The organism is Humidesulfovibrio sp., assembly GCF_031082295.1.
Lineage (GTDB): Bacteria > Desulfobacterota > Desulfovibrionia > Desulfovibrionales > Desulfovibrionaceae > Humidesulfovibrio.
This window is the reverse complement of sequence record NZ_JAVHLD010000009.1, coordinates 63,488-82,319: the sequence shown is the minus strand read 5'-3', so window position 1 is coordinate 82,319 and position 18,832 is coordinate 63,488. Positions and strand designations below refer to the sequence as shown.

At 65.8% G+C, this 18,832-nt stretch carries 19 protein-coding genes and 1 tRNA gene; 11 read left to right on the top strand and 9 right to left on the bottom strand.

Annotation, left to right across the window (positions count from 1 at the left end; all coding sequences use genetic code 11):
- Positions 1-265 precede the first annotated feature (265 nt).
- Positions 266-775 carry a tetratricopeptide repeat protein gene (locus tag RDU24_RS07135; protein WP_308735061.1) on the top strand — a complete coding sequence of 170 codons (510 nt, stop codon included), beginning with the start codon at positions 266-268 and terminating at the stop codon, positions 773-775.
- Here the strand turns inward: RDU24_RS07135 and RDU24_RS07130 are convergent.
- Positions 772-1,911, bottom strand: a complete 1,140-nt coding sequence (locus tag RDU24_RS07130; protein WP_308735060.1) for a carboxysome shell carbonic anhydrase domain-containg protein — start codon at positions 1,909-1,911, stop codon at positions 772-774. The two genes, RDU24_RS07135 and RDU24_RS07130, sit on opposite strands and share 4 nt — an antisense overlap.
- A gap of 180 nt (positions 1,912-2,091) precedes the next feature.
- Between RDU24_RS07130 and RDU24_RS07125 the strand changes: the two genes are divergently transcribed.
- The 6 genes from RDU24_RS07125 (at position 2,092) to RDU24_RS07100 (ending at position 6,100) form a co-directional block, all read left to right on the top strand.
- Positions 2,092-2,706, top strand: coding sequence for a LemA family protein (locus RDU24_RS07125; RefSeq protein WP_308735059.1), 615 nt, complete (start codon positions 2,092-2,094; stop codon positions 2,704-2,706).
- Between the two features lie 3 nt (positions 2,707-2,709).
- Positions 2,710-3,540: a TPM domain-containing protein gene (locus RDU24_RS07120; protein ID WP_308735058.1), complete on the top strand. Its 831-nt coding sequence runs from the start codon at positions 2,710-2,712 to the stop codon at positions 3,538-3,540.
- 109 nt (positions 3,541-3,649) lie between these two features.
- Positions 3,650-4,357 carry a class I SAM-dependent methyltransferase gene (locus tag RDU24_RS07115; RefSeq protein ID WP_308735057.1) on the top strand — a complete coding sequence of 236 codons (708 nt, stop codon included), beginning with the start codon at positions 3,650-3,652 and terminating at the stop codon, positions 4,355-4,357.
- Positions 4,358-4,405: 48 nt separating this feature from the next.
- On the top strand, positions 4,406-4,825 hold the full coding sequence (nikR, locus tag RDU24_RS07110; RefSeq protein ID WP_308735056.1) for a nickel-responsive transcriptional regulator NikR: 420 nt from the start codon (positions 4,406-4,408) through the stop codon (positions 4,823-4,825).
- Between the two features lie 32 nt (positions 4,826-4,857).
- On the top strand, positions 4,858-5,637 hold the full coding sequence (gene folE2 / locus RDU24_RS07105; protein ID WP_308735086.1) for a GTP cyclohydrolase FolE2: 780 nt from the start codon (positions 4,858-4,860) through the stop codon (positions 5,635-5,637).
- Positions 5,638-5,695: 58 nt separating this feature from the next.
- Positions 5,696-6,100: a flagellar basal body rod C-terminal domain-containing protein gene (locus RDU24_RS07100; protein ID WP_308735055.1), complete on the top strand. Its 405-nt coding sequence runs from the start codon at positions 5,696-5,698 to the stop codon at positions 6,098-6,100.
- 187 nt (positions 6,101-6,287) lie between these two features.
- Here the strand turns inward: RDU24_RS07100 and RDU24_RS07095 are convergent, their stop codons facing one another.
- The gene (locus RDU24_RS07095; protein WP_308735054.1) at positions 6,288-6,455 is read right to left on the bottom strand and encodes a rubredoxin; all 168 of its coding nucleotides are present in this window, start codon (positions 6,453-6,455) and stop codon (positions 6,288-6,290) included.
- A 223-nt stretch (positions 6,456-6,678) separates the two neighbouring features.
- Between RDU24_RS07095 and RDU24_RS07090 the strand changes: the two genes are divergently transcribed.
- Together RDU24_RS07090 and RDU24_RS07085 are read left to right on the top strand one after the other, a co-directional pair.
- On the top strand, positions 6,679-7,392 hold the full coding sequence (locus RDU24_RS07090) for a class I SAM-dependent methyltransferase (protein WP_308735053.1): 714 nt from the start codon (positions 6,679-6,681) through the stop codon (positions 7,390-7,392).
- Between the two features lie 54 nt (positions 7,393-7,446).
- Positions 7,447-8,514: an asparaginase gene (locus tag RDU24_RS07085; protein ID WP_308735052.1), complete on the top strand. Its 1,068-nt coding sequence runs from the start codon at positions 7,447-7,449 to the stop codon at positions 8,512-8,514.
- A gap of 134 nt (positions 8,515-8,648) precedes the next feature.
- Here RDU24_RS07085 and RDU24_RS07080 read toward each other — a convergent pair whose 3' ends face one another.
- From RDU24_RS07080 to RDU24_RS07070, 3 genes are all read right to left on the bottom strand, one after another.
- On the bottom strand, positions 8,649-9,047 hold the full coding sequence (locus RDU24_RS07080; RefSeq protein WP_308735051.1) for a hypothetical protein: 399 nt from the start codon (positions 9,045-9,047) through the stop codon (positions 8,649-8,651).
- A 254-nt stretch (positions 9,048-9,301) separates the two neighbouring features.
- Complete coding sequence (locus tag RDU24_RS07075) at positions 9,302-10,105, bottom strand: 2-amino-3,7-dideoxy-D-threo-hept-6-ulosonate synthase (RefSeq protein WP_308735050.1); 804 nt, start codon at positions 10,103-10,105, stop codon at positions 9,302-9,304.
- 83 nt (positions 10,106-10,188) lie between these two features.
- Positions 10,189-10,276: transfer RNA gene (locus tag RDU24_RS07070), tRNA-Ser, on the bottom strand.
- A 270-nt stretch (positions 10,277-10,546) separates the two neighbouring features.
- Here RDU24_RS07070 and RDU24_RS07065 point away from each other — a divergent pair.
- Positions 10,547-12,643, top strand: a complete 2,097-nt coding sequence (locus RDU24_RS07065; protein ID WP_308735049.1) for a methyl-accepting chemotaxis protein — start codon at positions 10,547-10,549, stop codon at positions 12,641-12,643.
- A 75-nt stretch (positions 12,644-12,718) separates the two neighbouring features.
- On the opposite strand, the gene RDU24_RS07060 is transcribed toward RDU24_RS07065, so the two are convergent.
- Both RDU24_RS07060 and RDU24_RS07055 read right to left on the bottom strand, forming a co-directional pair.
- Positions 12,719-13,342, bottom strand: coding sequence for a DedA family protein (locus RDU24_RS07060; protein ID WP_308735048.1), 624 nt, complete (start codon positions 13,340-13,342; stop codon positions 12,719-12,721).
- An 83-nt stretch (positions 13,343-13,425) separates the two neighbouring features.
- A complete protein-coding gene (locus RDU24_RS07055) occupies positions 13,426-15,699 on the bottom strand; it encodes a DUF3536 domain-containing protein (RefSeq protein ID WP_308735047.1) in 2,274 nt (757 codons plus the stop codon).
- 163 nt (positions 15,700-15,862) lie between these two features.
- On the opposite strand from RDU24_RS07055, the gene RDU24_RS07050 reads away from it, so the two are divergent.
- Positions 15,863-16,537 carry a FecR family protein gene (locus tag RDU24_RS07050; protein ID WP_308735046.1) on the top strand — a complete coding sequence of 225 codons (675 nt, stop codon included), beginning with the start codon at positions 15,863-15,865 and terminating at the stop codon, positions 16,535-16,537.
- A gap of 28 nt (positions 16,538-16,565) precedes the next feature.
- Here RDU24_RS07050 and RDU24_RS07045 read toward each other — a convergent pair whose 3' ends face one another.
- Together RDU24_RS07045 and RDU24_RS07040 are read right to left on the bottom strand one after the other, a co-directional pair.
- Positions 16,566-17,729, bottom strand: a complete 1,164-nt coding sequence (locus tag RDU24_RS07045; RefSeq protein WP_308735045.1) for an ABC transporter permease — start codon at positions 17,727-17,729, stop codon at positions 16,566-16,568.
- Positions 17,726-18,832: an ABC transporter ATP-binding protein gene (locus RDU24_RS07040; RefSeq protein ID WP_308735044.1), complete on the bottom strand. Its 1,107-nt coding sequence runs from the start codon at positions 18,830-18,832 to the stop codon at positions 17,726-17,728. Before RDU24_RS07040 ends, RDU24_RS07045 begins: the two co-directional genes overlap by 4 nt.

Here is an 18,832-nt window from a genome sequence, read left to right as displayed (position 1 = left end):
AGAATGAAAACCCTGATTTGTTGCAACCATTCTTATGAAAAACATATTGAAAATCAATTTGTTGCGTACAACAATTGGCGGTACGCCGAAGGACGTTCTGCGCCTTGAAAGAGCCTCCTGGCTTACGGGAGGCGGGACGCGCCAGCGGGAGGCGACCTGTGGCGCGCCAAGGGCAATGGTTTCGACCTCTTGCGGGGCTGGCGCGGGCTGTGCTAAAGTTTGATATCTTCCCCCCGGCCCCGTGCAACCCATGGAGGTGCCCGCCATGCGCAACAGACCAGCCGCCCTGACATTGATTCTCCTTTTCCTGCTCGCCTGTCTCGCCATCCCGGCCCTGGTCCAGGGGCAACCGCAAGAGTGCAAGGAAGCCCAGGAGTCGCGCAGTCCGCAAGCCCAGGTGGACTTGTTCACCATCTGCCTGGATTCCCCCGGGCTGCAGGGCGACGAGCGCGCCCAGACCTACAAGCAGCGGGCCGTTGCCTACATGCACCTCGGTCGGCACCAGTTCGCCCTCGACGACATCAACCATGGGATGAAGCTCAAGTCCGACGACTCCGACATGTACTACCTCCGGGGCTTCGCCTACCGGGCGCTAGGCCAGTACCAGAAGGCCGTCGAGGACAGCAACCGGGCCATCTCCATGGACCCGACCTTTGCCGCGGCCTACGCCAACCGGGCCTTCGCCTACCAGGCCCTCGGCGAGAAGAGCCGGGCCAAGTCGGACGCCATGCGGGCCAAGGAGCTCGACCCAAGCGTCAAGGTGCCGAGGCTCTAGCTCCGTGCTGTCGCGGCGGGCTCCCCGCCGCCGACGCCGGTCAGGCGCCTGGTGTTCCAGTCCAGCACCGCCGTCTCGACGCGCATCTTGTGATGCAGGTCCGGCCATTCCCGGCGTATGACCTCGTCCGCGAATTGCGAGAGGAAGCGCGACTTGAGCTCGGCCCTGGCGCGGTCCATGCCCGCCTCGCGGTACGGGGCCGAGGCCAGCAGCAGGAAGCCGTCGTCGGGGATGCGGCCATGCTGCATGTTCGAGCGGATGATGCCCGCGGCCTTGGCGATGGGGCCGGAAAGGTCGGGGCTGAAAGGGCCGATGATCAGCGCCATGTTCGGCTCGTGCAGAAAGTCGAACCCCCGGCCGATGCAGATGACCCATTCGCGGTGCTCCACGGCGATCTCGCGGCCCGAGGCGCGGATCTCCGCGATGTGCCGGATGTTGCCCGCCACCAGCGGCAGAAGGTCGGTCAGGATGCGGCCGGGCATGTCCGGGTAGAGCGCGCGCAGTTGCCGCAGCAGCGCATCCTCGTCGGGGTTGGTCGGGTCGGCCCCCTGGCTGGCCTCGGCCTCGGCCAGGTTCCATGAAGCGCCGGTGCCGTTCTGCCCCGGGCCGTGCAGGATCAGCGCGTCCTCGTCCGTCTCAAAGCCGAAGACCACGGGATACACGGTCTGGCGCGAGGCGCCGAAAGTGTGCTCCATCTGGCGCTTGATGTCCTGGACGTAGCGGATGGAGGCCTGGGTGTCGAAGTCGAACCCGGCGCAGCCCCGGTGACGGTCGCCTTTTGAGAAGTGGTAGGTGATGACGATGAGCACGCGCTGGCCGCGCTCCACGGCGTCGTTGACGGAGGCGGCCACAACCTCGCCCAGGTAGGGCCAGCCCATGTTGAACATGCCGCCAAGGTTGCGCAGGGGCTCGATGATGCCCAGGGGCGTCTTGGTGGCGTAGGGAATGTGGATGCGGCCATCCATGCATTTGAGCACCATGATGTGCGTGGGGTGCTCCGCCAGATAGCGCTTGCGCGCCAGGGTCGCGTCCGGCCCGCAGAAGTCCTCGGAATGCTTCCGACCCAGTTGCCACAGCCACTCGATGCGCTCCTCTATGCCTGGCTGCCTGCTCGGATGGATGCTCCTGTCGCCCATGCGCGGCCCCCTTCTCACCACAGAATAATTGATGCTTCCGGTATACGCACAAACGCACAGGCGTTGCAACGAGAAGCCGATCCAGGCAGGGACGCAGTCTTGACAGATTGTCCGGCGATGCGCATCCTTACGCAGTCTGACGAGCCGCTCTTGGCCGCCACCTATCAGGAGAACAACCAAATGAAACCCATCGCCATCGCCGGACTTGCCCTTGTCGCCCTGCTGCTTTTTGGCGGCATGTCCATGGTCTCCACCAACAACGCCATCATCACCCTGGACGCCCAGTGCGACCAGATGACCGGCCAGGTGAACAGCGCGCTGCAACGCCGCCTGGACCTCATCCCCAACCTGGTGGAGACGGTGAAGGGCTACGCCGCCCACGAGAACGAGACCCTGACCGCGGTCATCACCGCGCGCGCCTCGGCCACCCAGGTGAAGCTCGACGCCTCCACCATGACCGACCCGGCCAAGCTGGCCCAGTTCAACCAGGCGCAGGGCCAGCTCTCCGCCGCCCTGGGCAAGCTCATGGTGGTCAGCGAGCAGTACCCGAACCTCAAGGCCGACAAGCAGTTTGTGGAGCTCATGACCCAGCTTGAGGGCACCGAAAACCGCATCAAGATCGAGCGCGACAACTACAACAAGGCCGCCACCGCACTGAACATCAAGATCCGCACCTTCCCCGGCAGCCTGGTGAACTCGCTTATGGCGAACATCGCCAAGCGCGAGGTCTTCCAGGCCGAGGAAGCCGCCAAGACCGCACCCAAGGTCAGCTTCGGGACCGAGAAGAAGTCGTAGCGCATGAAGCGTTTTGTTCTCGCCCTTTGCCTGCTGCTGGCCGCCTCCGTGTTCGCGGGGGCGGCTGGCGCAAGGCCGGCCCATGCGCTGGAAGTTCCGCCGCATGGAGGCCAGTGGGTGGTGGACACCGCGCGGCTGCTCCCGCCTGCGGAAAAGGAAGCGCTGGGCGAGTCCCTGCGCAACTACGCCGGCGCCACCGGCATCCAGATCGTCGTGCTGACCATCCCCGGCCTGCAGGGCGAGGACCTGACCGCCTACGCCAACCGCGTGGCCCGCGAGTGGGGCGTGGGGCAGAAGGACGCCAACAACGGCGTGCTCATCCTCGTCGCCATGGCCGAGCGCAAGGTGCGCTTCGAGGTGGGGCGCGGCATTGAGGACAAGCTGCCGGACATCCTCAGCAAGCGCATCCAGCAGGAGGTCACCATTCCGCTCTTCAAGGCCGGGCGCTTCGACCAGGGGCTCGTGGCGAGCGTGGCCGCCATCCAGAAGGCCCTGGGCGGCGCCCCGGCGCCGGACCAGCAGGGCCGTGCGCGGCCAGCGCCCGATGGCGGCCTGCCGCTGCTGACCCTGGGGCTCATCGTGTTGGCCGTGTTGCTGGGCTTTGCCTACGCCCGGCGCAACTCCTCCCGCTTCGGCGGCAACGGCGACAGCCAGTCCTTCTTCCTCGGCATGCTGCTCGGCATCCTGTCCAACATCTTTCGCGGCCGGGGCGGCGGCGGAGGGTTTGGCGGAGGCGGCTTCGGCGGCGGTGGCGGCGGCGACGGCGGCTTCTCGGGCGGCGGCGGCGACTTCGGCGGCGGGGGCAGTTCCTCGGGCTGGGGTGATGACAACTAGTCCTGCCCGCATGATTTTCTTCTTGCCGTGGCAGTAGCCGTTCCCTTCCCGTGTCACGAAATATTGACTTCTTGTGCCGTAGTGGTGCATTTTGAGTGTCGTGAAGACCATGCCGCAGACATCCGGCGCTGATCCACTGCGCGCTGCCTCTCCCGGCGGGACCGCGTCCGGCCAGTTTGAGGCGGTGGTGGGAAGCGATGTCTGGCGGCTCAACCGCCCGGCGGACCTGGAAACGCTGTGGCAAGGCATGGCCGAAGGGGACCTGGGCGAGGATGAGCGCCTGCCCTACTGGGTGGAGCTCTGGCCCGCCGCCGTGCTGCTGGCGCGCTTTGTGGCCGCGAATCCGGAGCGCGTGCGCGGGCGGAGCTGCCTGGACGCCGGTTGCGGCCTGGGGCTCAGCGCCCTGGTGGCGGCCCGTGCTGGCGGGCGCGTGCTGGCCTTTGACTACGAGCCCGAGGCGCTGGTCTTCGCCAGGCAGGGCATTGAGCTGAATCGCGGGCTGCTCGGCCAGGCCGAGCCCCTGTTCGCGGTGATGGACTGGCGCTCGCCAGCCGTGGCGTCAGGCTCTGTGGAGGTGCTGCTCGGGGCGGACATCCTCTACGAGCGGAGATTTTTTGAGCCTGTGGAAGCGCTTTTGCGCCATGCCTTGGCCCCGGACGGCGTGGCCTTCATCGCCGACCCGGAACGCAGCGTCTCCGCCCCGGCGTGGGAGCGGCTGGCTGCGCTGGGTTGGCGGATCGAGACCCCGTTCTCCGGCCGCGTGGCCCAGGGCGGGCAGAACATGAACGTGCACATCCGCCAGATTTCCCGCTGCTGAACTGCGGGCGCCCGGCGGAACAAGACCTGAGACACAAGGAGCCAGATCATGGGCGAGACCATCCGTTTCGGCGTGTCGCTAGACTCGGACCTCTTGGACAAGTTCGACCAGCTCTGCAAGGAAAAAAGCTACCAGACGCGCTCCGAGGCCATCCGCGACCTCATCCGCAGCATGCTGGTGCAGCGCCAGTGGGAAAACGACGACGGCGAGGTGGCCGGCACCCTCACCCTGGTCTACGACCACCACCAGAGCGGACTGGCCCAGAAGCTGACGGAGATCCAGCACGACAGCCACGACGCCATCCTGTGCACCATGCATGTGCACCTGGACCACCACAACTGCCTGGAGGTCCTGGCGCTCAAGGGTCCGGCCGAAAACATCAAGGCCTTGGGCCAGAAGCTCATCTCCACCAAGGGCGTGAAGCACGGGCATTTGGTGCTTACCACCACCGGCCAGGAGATCGGCTGATGGCACAGTCGCAAATGGCGGCGCCCCCCGAGATGGAGGACGTGCAGAAGCACCCGGCGACCGTGCAGATGCCCATCGACCGCGTCGGGGTGAAGGACCTGCGCCTGCCGGTGGTCGTCCGCGACCGCGAGTCCGGCAAGCAGCACACCGTCGCCCGCGTCGAGCTTTCCGTGGACCTGCCCGCGGCCTTCAAGGGCACGCACATGAGCCGGTTCGTGGAAACGCTTGAGAACTGGAGCGAGGAACTGTCGCGCTCGTCCATGGAGAAGCTGCTCTCGGACATGGCCGAGCGGCTGGAGGCCCGCCGGGCTTACGCGCGCTTCGACTTCCTGTATTTTCTGCGCCAGTCCTCCCCCGTGAGCAAGGCCAAGGGCCTCATGGGCTACCCCTGCTCCGTGGTGGGGGCCTGGGAGGACGGCAAGCTCGACTTCACCCTCGGCGTGGACGTGCCGGTGATGACCGTGTGCCCCTGCTCCAAGGCCATCAGCGACGAGGGCGCCCACAGCCAGCGCGCCATCGTGCGCATCCTGGCAAAGTTCAAGGGGTTCCTCTGGCTGGAGGACCTGATCGAGATCGGCGAGGGCTCGGGCTCCTCGCGGGTGTACACCCTGCTCAAGCGCGAGGACGAGAAGTACGTCACCGAGACGGCCTTCGCCAACCCGGCCTTTGTGGAGGACGTGGTGCGCTCAGCGGCCAAGGGGCTGTCCGAGCACCCGCGCATCACCTGGTTCCGGGTGGAGGTGGAGGCTTTCGAGTCCATTCACGCGCATTCTGCCCAGGCGACTATTGAAAGTTGTGTGCGGAAGGCGTAGAGGATTTCTGTAAAGTCTTCTCAACAGGTCCTGAGAAACCCCGACAAGGGGGAGCGCCATGACTCTCGATGTGAACTGGAACCTGCAAGCCATCTCGGCCCTGGACGTTTCGGCCATGGCCGCGTCCGAGAACATCGCCAACGCCAACTCCGACAACTACCGCCCCGTGCGCGTGGAGCTTGAGGACGGCGTGGGCGGCAAGGGCGTGCGCGTGGCCGACATCGTGGAGCTTACCTCCACCACCTCCGGCCTGGACAATACGCCGCTGGTGCCGGACGGACGCCCGACGGACTACGCGAGCGGGCTCATCCGCCCGACCTCCTACACCGGCGAGGGCAGCGGGGTGGACATCGCCCGCGAGATGGTGGACCTGATCCAGGTCGAGCGCGCCTTCTCGGCCAATGTGGCGGCCATCGGCAACATCGACAGCATGACCGGCAACATTTTGAACATGATGGCCTGAGCCGGACCGGAAGCTCCCGGGCTCAGTTGGCGAGGCTCTTCAAGAGCGCATAGGTGACGAGACCTGCGGCGACCGCCGCATAGATGAAGATTCAGGGCGTGCAGCGCCCGCGCAGCTTCCAGTACAGCACCCCGAAGGTGGCTGCTCCGGCCAGCGCGGCCAGGGGCATCAGCATTTCGGCGGGCATCTAGTCCTCCTCCTCCATTGTGGCGAAATCGTCCTGGCTGGACTTGCAGCCGGGGCACACCCACTCCTGCGGCAGTTCGCAGCCGGGGGTTCCTTCCTTCACGCCGTTTTTCGGGTCGCCCTTCTTCGGGTCGTAGACATAGCCGCATCTCAGGCAGGCGTAACGCATGCGCATCTCCTGGCTCGCCCCTGTGCGCCAGTATGGCTTGATAACCCAGGGGCGTATTTGGTTTCGTGCATCGACGAGTGCGAACATAGTCATCCCGGCGCGGGTTGGCAACAGCCCGTTGCCCGGGTGGGGCGATTGCGTTGGTGCGCCACTTGCATTCGTGTGCGCATTGGCAGCGCGATTGACAGCGCGCACCGTCAAATCAGAGCGTAAGGAGCCGAAAATGCAGAAAGATAAACAAGCAGGAGCGGAAGAGGTCGTTCGCCAGGCCGTCTATCTGCTGACCAAAGGCACCCCGGAAGACTTCAACATGCTGTACCGCCAGCGCCAGTTCCAGGCCAGGGCGTCGGTCATCGACGAGGCCTGCATGGCCATGGACTTCCCCTACGAGAAGCGCCACAATTTCTACACCTATGTCTACAATCGCCTGGTACGCAAGGCTCCCGTGGACTATCTGGAGTTTGGGGTCGCCACCGGCGAGAGCTTCCGCTCCTGGTTGAGCTTGAGTCCGCAGCCGGAGTCGCGCTTCTACGGTTTTGACTCCTTCGAGGGGCTGCCGGAAAAATGGCAGGCGGACTCGCCCAAAGGCGCGTACAGCACGGGCGGCCAGATTCCGCAGGATGACGACACGCGCGCGACCTTCATCAAGGGCCTGTTCCAGCACACCGTGGATGACTTCAGCCTCAACTATACCCCGCGGAACCGGATGGTCATGCACATGGATGCGGACCTCTACTCCTCCACTCTGTATGTGCTCATGACCATGAACCGCCACATCCGCCCAGGCACGTTGATCCTGTTCGACGAGTTCACCGCGCGCGGCTTCACCGACGAATGCGCCGCCCTCGAGGACTACTGCCAGGCCTGCTGCCGCAGCTACACCATCAAGGCGCGCCGGCGCGACTTCGTCAAGCTGGCGGTGGAAATCACGGAGTAGGCCGCCCGCGGCCTCAAAGCGATGACGCCCGCAAACAGCCCAAGGAGTCGCCCCATGACACACGCGTTGCGCGTCCTGGTCTTTCTGCTGCTGACGCTTGCGCTGCCGGTGACCGGCTTTGGCGCTGACAAGAAGCCCGTAGTGGCCGTGCTCGCCACGGGCGGAACCATCGCCGGAGGAGCCGAGTCCGACACGGCCACCATCGGCTACAAGGCCGCCGTGTTCGGCGTGGACAAACTGCTGGCGGCCGTGCCCTCACTGGGCAGGGTGGCGGACATCCGCGCCGAGCAGGTCTTCCAGCTGGCCTCGGAGAACATGACCCCGGCGCACTGGCTGGTCCTGGGCAAGCGCGTCAATCAGGCGCTCAAGGATCCGGACGTGGCCGGCGTGGTCATCACCCACGGCACGGACACCCTTGAGGAGACAGCGTACTTCTTGAATCTGACGGTCAGGAGCGACAAGCCTGTGGTCATCACCGGCTCCATGCGCCCGGCAACGGCCATCAGCGCCGACGGACCGATCAACCTGTTCAACGCAGTCTGCCTGGCGGCCTCGCCCGAGGCCAGGGGCAAAGGCGTCTTCATCCTCATGAACGACACCATCTTCGCCGCGCGTGACACCACCAAGACCAACACCTTCCGCACCGACACCTTCGCCGCGCCGGACACCGGGCCTCTCGGCGTCATGCAGCTCGGCCGCCCCTTGTTCCATCGGCTGCCGGTCCGGGCGCACACCGTTTCGACGGAGTTCGACATCGCCACGCTCACGTCCCTGCCGCAGGTGGAGATCCTGTACGGGTACGCAGGCAGCCACCCCGCCCAGGTGACGGGTGCCCTGGCCACCGGCGCCAGGGGCATCGTCAACGCTGGCACGGGCAACGGTTCGCTCCCTGACGCCAGCAAGCAGGCGTTTGCCGGGGCGAGCGCCAAGGGCGTGGTTGTGGTCCGCGCGTCGAGGACCGGAAGCGGCGTCGTGACGCGCAACGGCGAGGTGGATGACGACGCCCTCGGCTTTGTGGCCGCAGGCAACCTCACCGCGCAGAAGGCGCGGGTCCTCTTGGCCCTGGCGCTCACGGTCACTGCCGATCGAGCGCGCATCCAGAAAATGTTCGACACCTACTGAGGCCGGACCGGAGCGGTCGGACCGGAACGACCGGCTGGTGGCTGGCCAAGGCGGCCCTGCGCGCCAAGCGAAAGCCCCTGCAAGGACTCTGTCGTCCTCGCAGGGGCTTTGGTGTTGTCGCTGTGGCGAGTCGTTTAAATGTGCCGGATCTTGAAGGACGTGGCGGCGTCGCCGCTGGAGCCCTTTTGCTGATTCTGCAGCTGGCGGATCTGGCCGCGCAGGTTGGCAAGGTGGCTGGCCTTCTCCTCAGGGGTCTGGTCGGAACCCTGCTCACGCTGAAGATCCTTCTGGAGCTTGGCGATGCGTCGGGCCAGGGTGTCTGCTGTGCTCTGGGCAGCGCTTGAGCCTTCGCTTGAAGCCGCCGGGGCGCTTGCCGCCTTGGCGCGTGCAGCCTCGGAGATCTCGATGGAGTCGCCACCACTGGCCTTTCCAGGGTTGTCCGCGTTGGTCGGCTGCGTATTCTGCGGCACCTGCAAGCCCACAGCCTGCGTTGCCTGATTTGCCATGACCGATGAGAGAGTTTGGATGTCCATCGCTCCTCCGGAAATTAAATGGTCTTACCCTTACCACCTTATCGGCATGTGCCGTTTGAAACTTTAGGGGTTTTTTGCGCCGTGATCCAAGATGACTGAAAAATGCGTAGTGTGAAACCCTGTGATCATTCACTAAAGTGGCCCAGGGTCATGCCCCGGAGCGCCTGGAATCGCAGGCCCGGACCCAAAAGAAAGCGTCCCGGCCCCCCTCGTGTCGCGGGAGCCGGGACGCATTGCGTGCGTCTGAGCGTCGGCTATTCGAAGTCTTTGAGCAGCTCCATGGCCTCGTCCACCGCCACATCCTCGTGCACGACCTTGGACAGCGCCTGGGTGAGCAGGTCCGGGCGCTTGTGCTGGAAGATGTTGCGCCCCACCGAGAGCCCGGCGCCGCCAGCCTGGATGGAATCGTGGACCATGTTCAGGAAGGCCCGGGTGCTGTCGAGCTTCGGCCCGCCTGCGATGACCACCGGGACGCAACAGGCGTCGATGACGCGCGAGAAGGATTCGGGGTCGCCGGTGTAGGGCACCTTGACCACGTCCGCGCCGAGTTCAACGCCCACGCGCGCACAGTGGGCCACGATGTCCGTGTCGAACTCGCCCTTCACCTTGGGGCCACGGGCGTAGACCATGGCCAGCACGGGGATGCCCCAGCTCTGGGCCGTGCCGGTGACCTGGCCGAACTCCTCCAGCATCTTGGCTTCGCTCTCGTCGCCCAGGTTGACGTGCACGCTCACCGCGTCCGCTCCGAGGCGGATGGCCTCCTCGACGGTGCAGACAAGGGTCTTGGCGTTGGGCAGCGGGGAGAGCGAGGTGCTGGCGGACAGGTGCAGGATGAGGCCCACGTCCTTGCCCTGGGTGCGGTGGCAGCAACGCGGCATGCCCTTGTGCATGAGCACTGCGTTGGCGCCGCCCTCTACAGTGGCCTTCACCGCGGCATGCATGTTGACGATGCCGGGAAGCGGACCCACGGTGGTGCCGTGGTCCATGGGCACGATGATGGTGCGCCTTGTGTTGCGGTTGATGATGCGTTCGAGCCTGATGGCCTTGCCGAGATGCATGCTGGACCTCCTGTTGCCTTTTGGTATCGCAGGCGCAATCCCCGGTCACAGGGGCCGGGAAGCCGCTTTCGCACACTGGTGAGTGGCGGAGGGGGAGGGATTCGAACCCCCGGACGGTTTCCCGTCAGTGGTTTTCAAGACCACCGCCTTGAGCCGCTCGGCCACCCCTCCATCCAGCCAGGGGCACAGGACAATACCCGCAACCGAGGCGCAGTGGACGTTGCCAAAAGCAGGGCTGCAAGTCAATGAGCGCGATACGTGATAAATGTGAAGCCATTCTTGCGTCTTTGGTTGCAATTCTCATCTGTTTTTGATGAAATATAGATAACGGTAAAGTTTGCTCAGAATTGGACCGATGGGCTTGAAGGCGCAGAACGCGCCATGCTGGAATCTTTGTCGTGTAGTCACCGGGAGCACCTGCCCGACAGCAAGGAGCCAACCATGAAAGAACAGCAGAAAGCACTCACGCCAGCCACAGCCATTTGGGCTGTCGGGGCGATTGCTGCGGCCTTTGTTGTGGCGGCCCATTTTTCCGCAAATATGTGGGTCGCACTGGGGCTTGCTGCTGTAGTCGTAGCGTTGGCCGCCTATCTGGCGACAAGCCAGGGGCCGGGGACCGACGCCCTGAAGGCGGGCTTGCTGAGGTTGCTGGCCCGCAAGCGCGATTTCGCCTTCGACGAGGTGAACTCCTGGCGCGCCTTGGGCGAACTCCCCGCATTGGTGGCCGAGGTCGTCGAGTACAACATGCACCGCCGCGAGTTCTATCGCGGAGCGGTGGATGGCGTGGGCACGCCGTTCCTTCTGTGCGACGCCTCCGGCTCCATCACGCACGTAAGCGCCAGCCTGCTGGCCCTGCTGAAGCGGTCCGACAAGGATGTCGTCGGGAAAACCGTGTCCGAGGCCTTCTACAACACCAAGGGCACGTCCATCACCGAGCGCTGCATGTCCTCCAAGTCCGACACCTCCGAGGATGACACCCTGAAGCTGTGGGATGGCCGCACCCTGGACGTGCACACCTACGTGAGCTGCATCAAGGACGCCAAGGGCCAGGTGCTCGGCGCCGTGCTGTGCCTGGTGGACCTGACAAAGACCAAGGAGCAGCAGAACATTCTTGTGCAGCAGCAGGCCCAGATGCTTGAGGTCGGCAATTCCATCAACGACCTGGCCCAGCGCGTCGCCTCGGCCTCTGAGGAGCTCTCCGCCTCCGCCGACGAGCAGGCGCGCGGCGCGCAGCGCCAGAAGACCCAGACCGAGAGCGTCTCCACCGCCATGGAGGAGATGACCGCCACCGTGCTTGAGGTGGCCCAGAACGCCTCCCAGTCCTCGGAAGCGGCCGCCACGGCCAGCCAGGCCGCCACGGACGGCGTGCAGCTGGTGCGTGAAAGCGTCACCGGCATCAACCTTGTGGCCGATTCCTCCCGCAAGCTGGCCCAGGTGCTGGGGCAGCTCGACAGCCAGGCCGCTGAGATCGACCGCATCATCAACGTCATCAACGACATCGCCGACCAGACCAACCTGCTGGCGCTGAACGCCGCCATCGAGGCCGCGAGAGCGGGCGACGCCGGGCGCGGCTTCGCCGTCGTGGCCGACGAGGTCCGCAAGCTGGCCGAGAAGACCATGACCGCCACCAAGGAGGTCGAGAACTCCATCCGCGAGATTCAGGAGCGCTCACAGAACGCCGTGACCACCATGCGCGAAACGGAGCGCCAGGTTGAGGTCAGCACGGACCTGTCCAACCGCACGGGGCAGTCCCTGGAAGAGATCATGCGCCGCATCGAGGACGTCACCATGCGCGTGGCCCAGATCGCCACCGCCGCTGAAGAACAGTCCGCCGCGGCCGAGGAGATCAACAAGAACATCGAGGAGATCGCGGGCATCGCCATCGAAACCGAGGAGGGCGCCGGGCAGGCCGCCAGCGCCACCCGGGATCTGGCCGAGCTGTCCCAGAACCTGTTGCAGATGTCCATGACCTTCACCGCCACCAAGTCCGACGCCAGCAAGCTGCGCGCCTCCCGCGGACAGATGAAGGGCATCCTGCCCAAGCTCATGCTCGACTACGTCAAGGTCAAGTTCGGCGAAGCCGTTCAGGACAAGGTGATGGAGGAACTGGGCCACCCGGTGTTCCTGCCCGCCCAGAGCTACCCGGACGAGGTGCTGCGCCAGATGGCCGACATCGTGGTCCAGGAGAGCGGGAAGGATCCGCGTGCCGTATTCGTGGACCTCGGCAAGTACACCATCGGCCAGTTCCACAAGATGTACAGGCCGTACTTCAAGGCCAAGACCCTGAAGGAATTCTACCTGACCATGAACGACACCCACGCGGCCCTGACCAAGGCGAATCCGGGCATCGTGCCGCCCAGGTTCAGCTACGAGGATCGCGGCAACAAGCTGACCATGATCTACAAGTCCAGGCGCGGCTATCACCACTACTTCGAGGGCATCCTGCTCGGCGCGGCCGAGTTCTTCAAGACCCCGGTGGACATCACCGTGCAGGTGCAGGACCCCGAAACCGCCCGGGCGGAAATCATCTTCAAGTAGCGGCGGATCAGACGAAGCAAAAGCCCCCGGTTCTCCTGATGGAGGGCCGGGGGCTTTTTGTCTTGCCGTGCAGGGCTATTCAGCGGCGGTGGCGCGTTTGCGCTTGAGCTTGTACCAGACGTACCAGGCGATGCTTGCGACCAGCATGCCCACGATGAGCGCGTCGAAGTGGTGGCGGTAGGTCTGCACCATGCTCCAGTTCTCGCGCAGCTTGAAGCCGCAGTAAAGCAGAAAGCCGTTCCACATGGTGGCGCCCACCGTCGTGGCGAGAGCGAAGGGCCAGAAGCGCATCTTGCCGATGCCCGCCGGAATGCTCACCAGGTGCCGCACCACGGGGATGAAGCGGCAGAGGAAAAGGGTGAGGGTTCCGCCACTGCGGTGGAAAAAGCGTTCGGTCCTTTCCAGGTCATGCACGTCGAGCAGCAGGTACTTGCCGACCTTGAGCACGAAGGGACGACCGCCGTAGTAGCCCATGAGATAGGACAGGTACGAGCCCAGGAACGAGCCGATGCTGGTGGCGAGGACCGCCTCGAAAAGCCCCCATTTGCCGTCGGCCACAAGGAAGCCCACGAAGGGCATCACCGCTTCGCTGGGAACGGGGAAGATCATGCTCTCCAGGCCCATGAGAAAGGCCGCGCCTGCATAGCCGGTGCTGTCCAGGATGCGGATGGCGAATTCCGAGATGACTTCCGTGAGCAAGGTGAACCTCCAGCGTGACGATGTCAGCCGCCTCTACCCTTCCTTGGGACTCAGGGCAAGGGGCATGCCAGGCGCAGGCAGGCTCAGTCGACCTCGAAACCAAGGGCCAGGGCGGCCTCGCGGCTCGCGGGATCGGAGCGCAGGCGCAGCCAGTAGAGGTTCTGCGCGGGCCAGAGGTCCGGCAGGGCGTCCACCGTGGCCGCTCGCTCGAGAATGCGCCGCACCTCGGCATAGGCCGGGGTCTTGGCCGCGAGCAGGTCCACCAAGGCCTCGCCAACGCGATGCGCCAGCAGGGCACGTTCCGGGTGGTCCTGGCCCAGCTCCTTCAGGAAGTTCAGGAAGTCGCGTGACGGCACCACCTCGCCCATGATCCACTGCCAGCACAGGGCGGACCAGAGCCTGCTCCAGCGCTCGGCCGCGGTCTGGGTGGTCTGGGCCTCGCGATAGGGCAGGAACAGGTGCGCGCCCTGACGCGCCTCGGCGCATTGCTGGCCCCAGGAGTCTGCCTCGGCCCGCAGCACCCAGGCCAGGGCCAGGGCCTGGCGCTTGCCCCAGGACAGGTACGAGGCCGGGACGCACTTGGTGGGCTTCGGTGAGTCCTCGTGCTCCACCTGCACGCATCCGGCCAGCGGACCGCCGCCGCCTGGGCGCTCCCACTTCCAGCCGCAGTCGTCGCTGCCCGATTCACGCGCCCAGGTGATGGAGGCCGTGCCCGAGAGCTCCTTGCCCGCCGCTGCCTTTGCCGCCGTGAGGGCGACGCGGAGCCCAGGCCAAGTGGCGGTTTCGCTCTTGCCAGCGGCCGGCAGGCGGTTCTCGGCCCACAGGCGCACCAGGGCCTGGGCCAGGATGCTTTCGGTGGTTTCGCGCCGGGGGCGTATTTCGCGGGTCCAGAGATCGTGCCCGTTGCCCAGGGTCGGGTCGTTGGACGTGGCCTGGCCGATGTGGGCCAGAAGCAACGGCTCCAGGTCTTCCAGGCCGGTGCGCTGGGCCAGGCCCATGGCTCGCAGGGCGAAGGTCAGGGCGTTGAGCGGCTCGATGCGTCCCAGGTCGTCGAAGAACCAGGCGCAGCTGGCAAACGACGAGAGCGCCCATTTCTGCATGTTGAGGAGCTTCCAGGCCGTGTCGCGCCGGGCCTCGGTCAGGCCCTTCCTGAAATGTTCGCGCTCAAAGCCCTTGGCGTCCGTCAGCCCGGAGAGCACCCGGCCATACTGCACCGCTGCTTCCTCGGCGTCCATGAACAGGGTCTTGCCGAGCTCCTGGTAGTGGCTGTCCATGCGCGTCTTCACCGCCCGCAGGCCGTCGCGCAGGGGGCCGCGCCAGCGCTGGTTCCAGCCGGGTCGATTCTCGGCGCAGCAGCCGCAGTCCGAGCGCCAGCGCTCCACGCCGTGCGCGCAGCTCCACGACGAGCTCTCATGGATGCGCGCGCGCCGCCTTGGCGGATTTTCGGCCAGGTAGGCGGCGTAGTTGGTCAGCCGCACGCCGTCCACGCCGCTTCTGGCCTGGGACAGCGCGAACGCCAGGGCCATCTCGCCGAACTTGAAGTGGTGGCCGTAGGTCTCGCCATCCGTGGCCAGGGCCAGCAGCCCCTTGCCAGCCAGGCCGGAGAGCTTGCCCCAGAACATGTCGCCGTGGCGCAGCAGGCCTTCAAAGGCCACCGCCTGGGACAGCGGGCCGTCGTAGAAGTACACGGCGATGCTGCGACCTTGTGGCAATTCCACCAGGTACGGCTCGCGAATGTCCAGGTTGCCTTCGTTGGCGGGGGTCCAGTTGTTTTGCGAGATGTCCGCGACTTCCTTCGCCTGGCGCGGGGCCAGGATGGTGAACTTCACGCCAGCCTGGGCCAGCAGCTCCAGGGTGCGCGTGTCCACGGCGGCCTCGGAGAGCCACATGCCCTCGGCCTTGCGGCCAAAGCGCGCCTCGAAGTCGGCCAGGGCCCAGGCGATCTCGGCCCGCTTCTCTAGGTCCGTGGCCAGGGGCATGATGACGTGGTGGTAGATCTGGGCGATGGCGTTGCCGTGGCCCAGGCGTTCCAGGCTTTTTCCGTCGCCCTCCAGCACCCGGGCGTAGATGTCAGGGGCCTGGTCCTGCATCCAGGTCAGCAGGGTGGGGCCGAAGTTGAAGCTCATCCACTCGTAGCAGTTGACGATCTCGATAATGTGGTTGCCGCCGTTGGTGCGCCTGGCCCAGGCCAGGGGGGCGTAGCTCTCGCCGCAGATGCGCTCGTTCCAGTGCTTGGCCGGGGCTGCGCTGCCCTCGGGGAAGATGGTGTCCATCCAGGGATCTTCACGGGGCGGTTGATAGAAATGCCCGTGGATGCAGAGCTGCCTGCCGCTGGTGTGTTCGCTCTTCTTGGCCATGAAGTCTCCTGCGCTTTAAGGATGCCGATGATCAACCCTACCCTGGGGGAGCGCCGCGGGCAAGGGGGCGGGCTGGGCGGAGCACGGGTCGACAAGGCGGCCGATGCCTTGTATGGATGAAGAATGGGCAGGACTGCGCTCGCAGGCTGCAAGGGGGATGTACATGAAGACGCTCGATGCCGTGCTCAAGACGTTGCTGTTCCCGATGATGCTGGCCGGGCTGTTCCTGATAGGACATGCCCTGGCGCTTTCGCCTTCGGCCTTTGCGGCTGGCGGGGAGAACCTGGGCCATGTGAGCCGCATCCAAGGCGCGGCCTTTGCACAGCGGGGGCAGAACCTGGAGCGGCTTGCCTTGAACTCCCCGGTGAAGCGCGAGGACACCCTCAAGACCGCAATGGACTCGCGCCTGGAGCTGACCATGCTCGACGAGACGAAGCTGACCCTCGGCGCGGGCACGGAGTTCGTGCTCGAACGCTACGACCTGGGCCGCCAGCAGGGCGCCGGGGCGGTGCTGCTCAAGCTGACCAAGGGGGCGTTCCGCGTGGCCACGGGCGAGCTCTCGGCCCTGCGCGGCGGACCGTTCGAGGTGGGCACGCCGCTCGGCACCATCGGCATTCGCGGCACGGACTACTGGGGCGGGTATCTGGGCACGGACGAGATCAACGTGCTGCTCATCTCGGGCAAGGGCGTGTACATCAAGAACGACGGCGGCACCACCGAGATCCTTAAGCCTCTTGAGGGCGTGACCATCCGCTCCGCCACCGCCCCGCCCCCGGCCCCGACCTTGTGGAGCCCGGAGAAGCGCGATCGGGCGTTTAAGACCGTGGCGTTCGATTAGGTCAGCGTTCGGCTAGTCCAGCGGCGGGCTAGTCCAGCGTGCGGCGGTACCGCCGCATGCCGATGCTGATGACCGCCAGCAGGAACAGCGCGATGGGCCAGACATTGGTGAGCGATTCCAGCGGGCCGTTGCCCTTGAGCAGGATGCCGCGAACCAGGCGCAGGTAGTGCGTCAGCGGCAGCACCGAGCCGATGGTCTGCGCCCAGCCCGGCATGCCCCGGAAGGGGAACATGAACCCGGACAAAAGCAGCGACGGCAGGAAGAAGAACACGCTCATCTGCACCGCCTGCAGCTGGTTCTTGGCGATGGTGGACAGCGTCACCCCGACGCTCAAGTTCGCCGCGATGAACACCAGCGACAGCACGAACACCGCCACGATGCTGCCTCGAAGCGGCACCCCGAACAGGAACTTCGCCGCCAGGATGATCAGCGTCATCTGGATGTAGCCCACCAGGATGTACGGGATGATCTTGCCGAGCATGACCTCCAGCGGCCGCACCGGCGTGGAGAGCAGGTTCTCCATTGTGCCGCGCTCCCTCTCCCGGGTAATGGCCAGCGACGTGATCATGGTCAACGTCAGGGTCAGGATGACCCCCATGAGGCCGGGCACGATGTTGTACTGGGTCACGGCCTCGGGGTTGTACTCTGCGTGCACGCGCAGGGTCACCGGCGGGGGCGTCGGCGCATAGCCCGCCGAGGCTGGCAGGTCGCGGACGAGCACCTGGCTGACGACCTCGCGCATGGCCGCGAGCGCCCCGCTGGTGGCAGCCGGATCCGTGGCGTCGGCCTCCAGCAGCAGCACCGGCTGTTCCCCGCGCAAGAGCCGCCGGGAAAAGTCCTCGGGGATGGTCAGCACGAACTGCACCCGGCCCTCCTTCAGGGCGCTGTCGGCGTCGGCGCGGCTGGCCAGGTGCCCGGTGACGTCGAAGTAGCTGCTGGTCTGCATGCCCGCCACGATGCTGCGCGCAAAGGGCGAGTTGTCGGCCGAGAGCACCGCCGTGGGCAGGTGGCGCGGGTCCGAGTTGATGGCGTAGCCGAACAGGATGAGCTGCATGAGCGGGATGCCGATCATCATGGCGAAGGTCACCCGGTCGCGGCGCATCTGGATGAACTCCTTGTACACCATGGCCGCGAAGCGCCGGAAGCAGAACATGTTGCTTGCGTTCATGCCCGAGGTCATGCCCGATCTCATGGCTGCCCGCCTCCCTTGGCCGCCTGACCGTTCTGCCTGGCCTGCTGGCCGCGCATGAGGTGGATGAAGACCTCCTCCAGGCTGGTGCGGATGAGCTTCCAGTCCTGGCCGTTGGCCAGCAGGAAGGGGCTGAGCGTCGCATCCAGCAGGTGCTTGTCCTGGCCGCTGACGTGCAGCGTGTTGCCGAAGGCCACCACCTGGTCCACGCCGGGAAGCGGGCGCAAGCGCTCGGCCAGTTCTGGCAGGTTCGGGCCGGACACGCTCCAGGTGGTGAGCCCCGCATGGTCCACGATGCCCTCAAGGGTGTCCTGCGCCAGCAGGTCGCCGTAGGCGATGTAGGCCAGGCGGTGGCAGCGCTCGGCCTCGTCCATGTAGTGGGTGCTGATGAGCGCGGTGACGCCCTGGCTGGCCAGCTTGTGCACCTCGTCCCAGAAGTCGCGCCGCGCGCCGGGGTCCACGCCCGCCGTGGGCTCGTCCAGCAGCAGCAGCTTCGGCCCGTGCAGGGTGCAGGAGGAAAGCGCCAGGCGCTGCTTCCAGCCGCCGGACAGGCTGCCCGCCAGCTGGTTCTCGAAGCGGTTCATGCCCATGCGCGCGAGGCAGGCGTCAACGGCCTCGGCGCGGTTGGGCAGGCCGTACATGCGCGCCGTGAAGTCCAGGTTCTCGCGCACGGTCAGGTCCTCGTAGAGGCTGAAGCGCTGGGCCATGTAGCCCACGTGGGGCTTGATCTCGTCGGCCTGGGTGAGCACGTCGAGGCCCAGGCAGGTGCCGGAGCCGGAGTCGGGCTTGAGCAGGCCGCAGAGCATGCGGATGAAGGTTGTCTTGCCGGAGCCGTTGGGGCCGAGGAAGCCGTAGATTTCGCCCCGCTTGACGCGCATGGACAGGCCGTTGACCACGACCTTGCCGCCGAAGCTCTTGGTCAGCCCGGAGACGTCGATGACGTAGTCGCCGTCGTTGGACTTGTCGTTGCCGCCGTCGTTGGACTTGTCGTTGCCCGGGGCGCCCGTTTCGGCGCCGGCGCTGGCGTCGCCGAGAGCGCTGGCGTCGCGGATGCCGTTGCTTTCGGCGTTGCCGCCGCCGGGGCTATGGTCCGTGTCCGCGTCCAT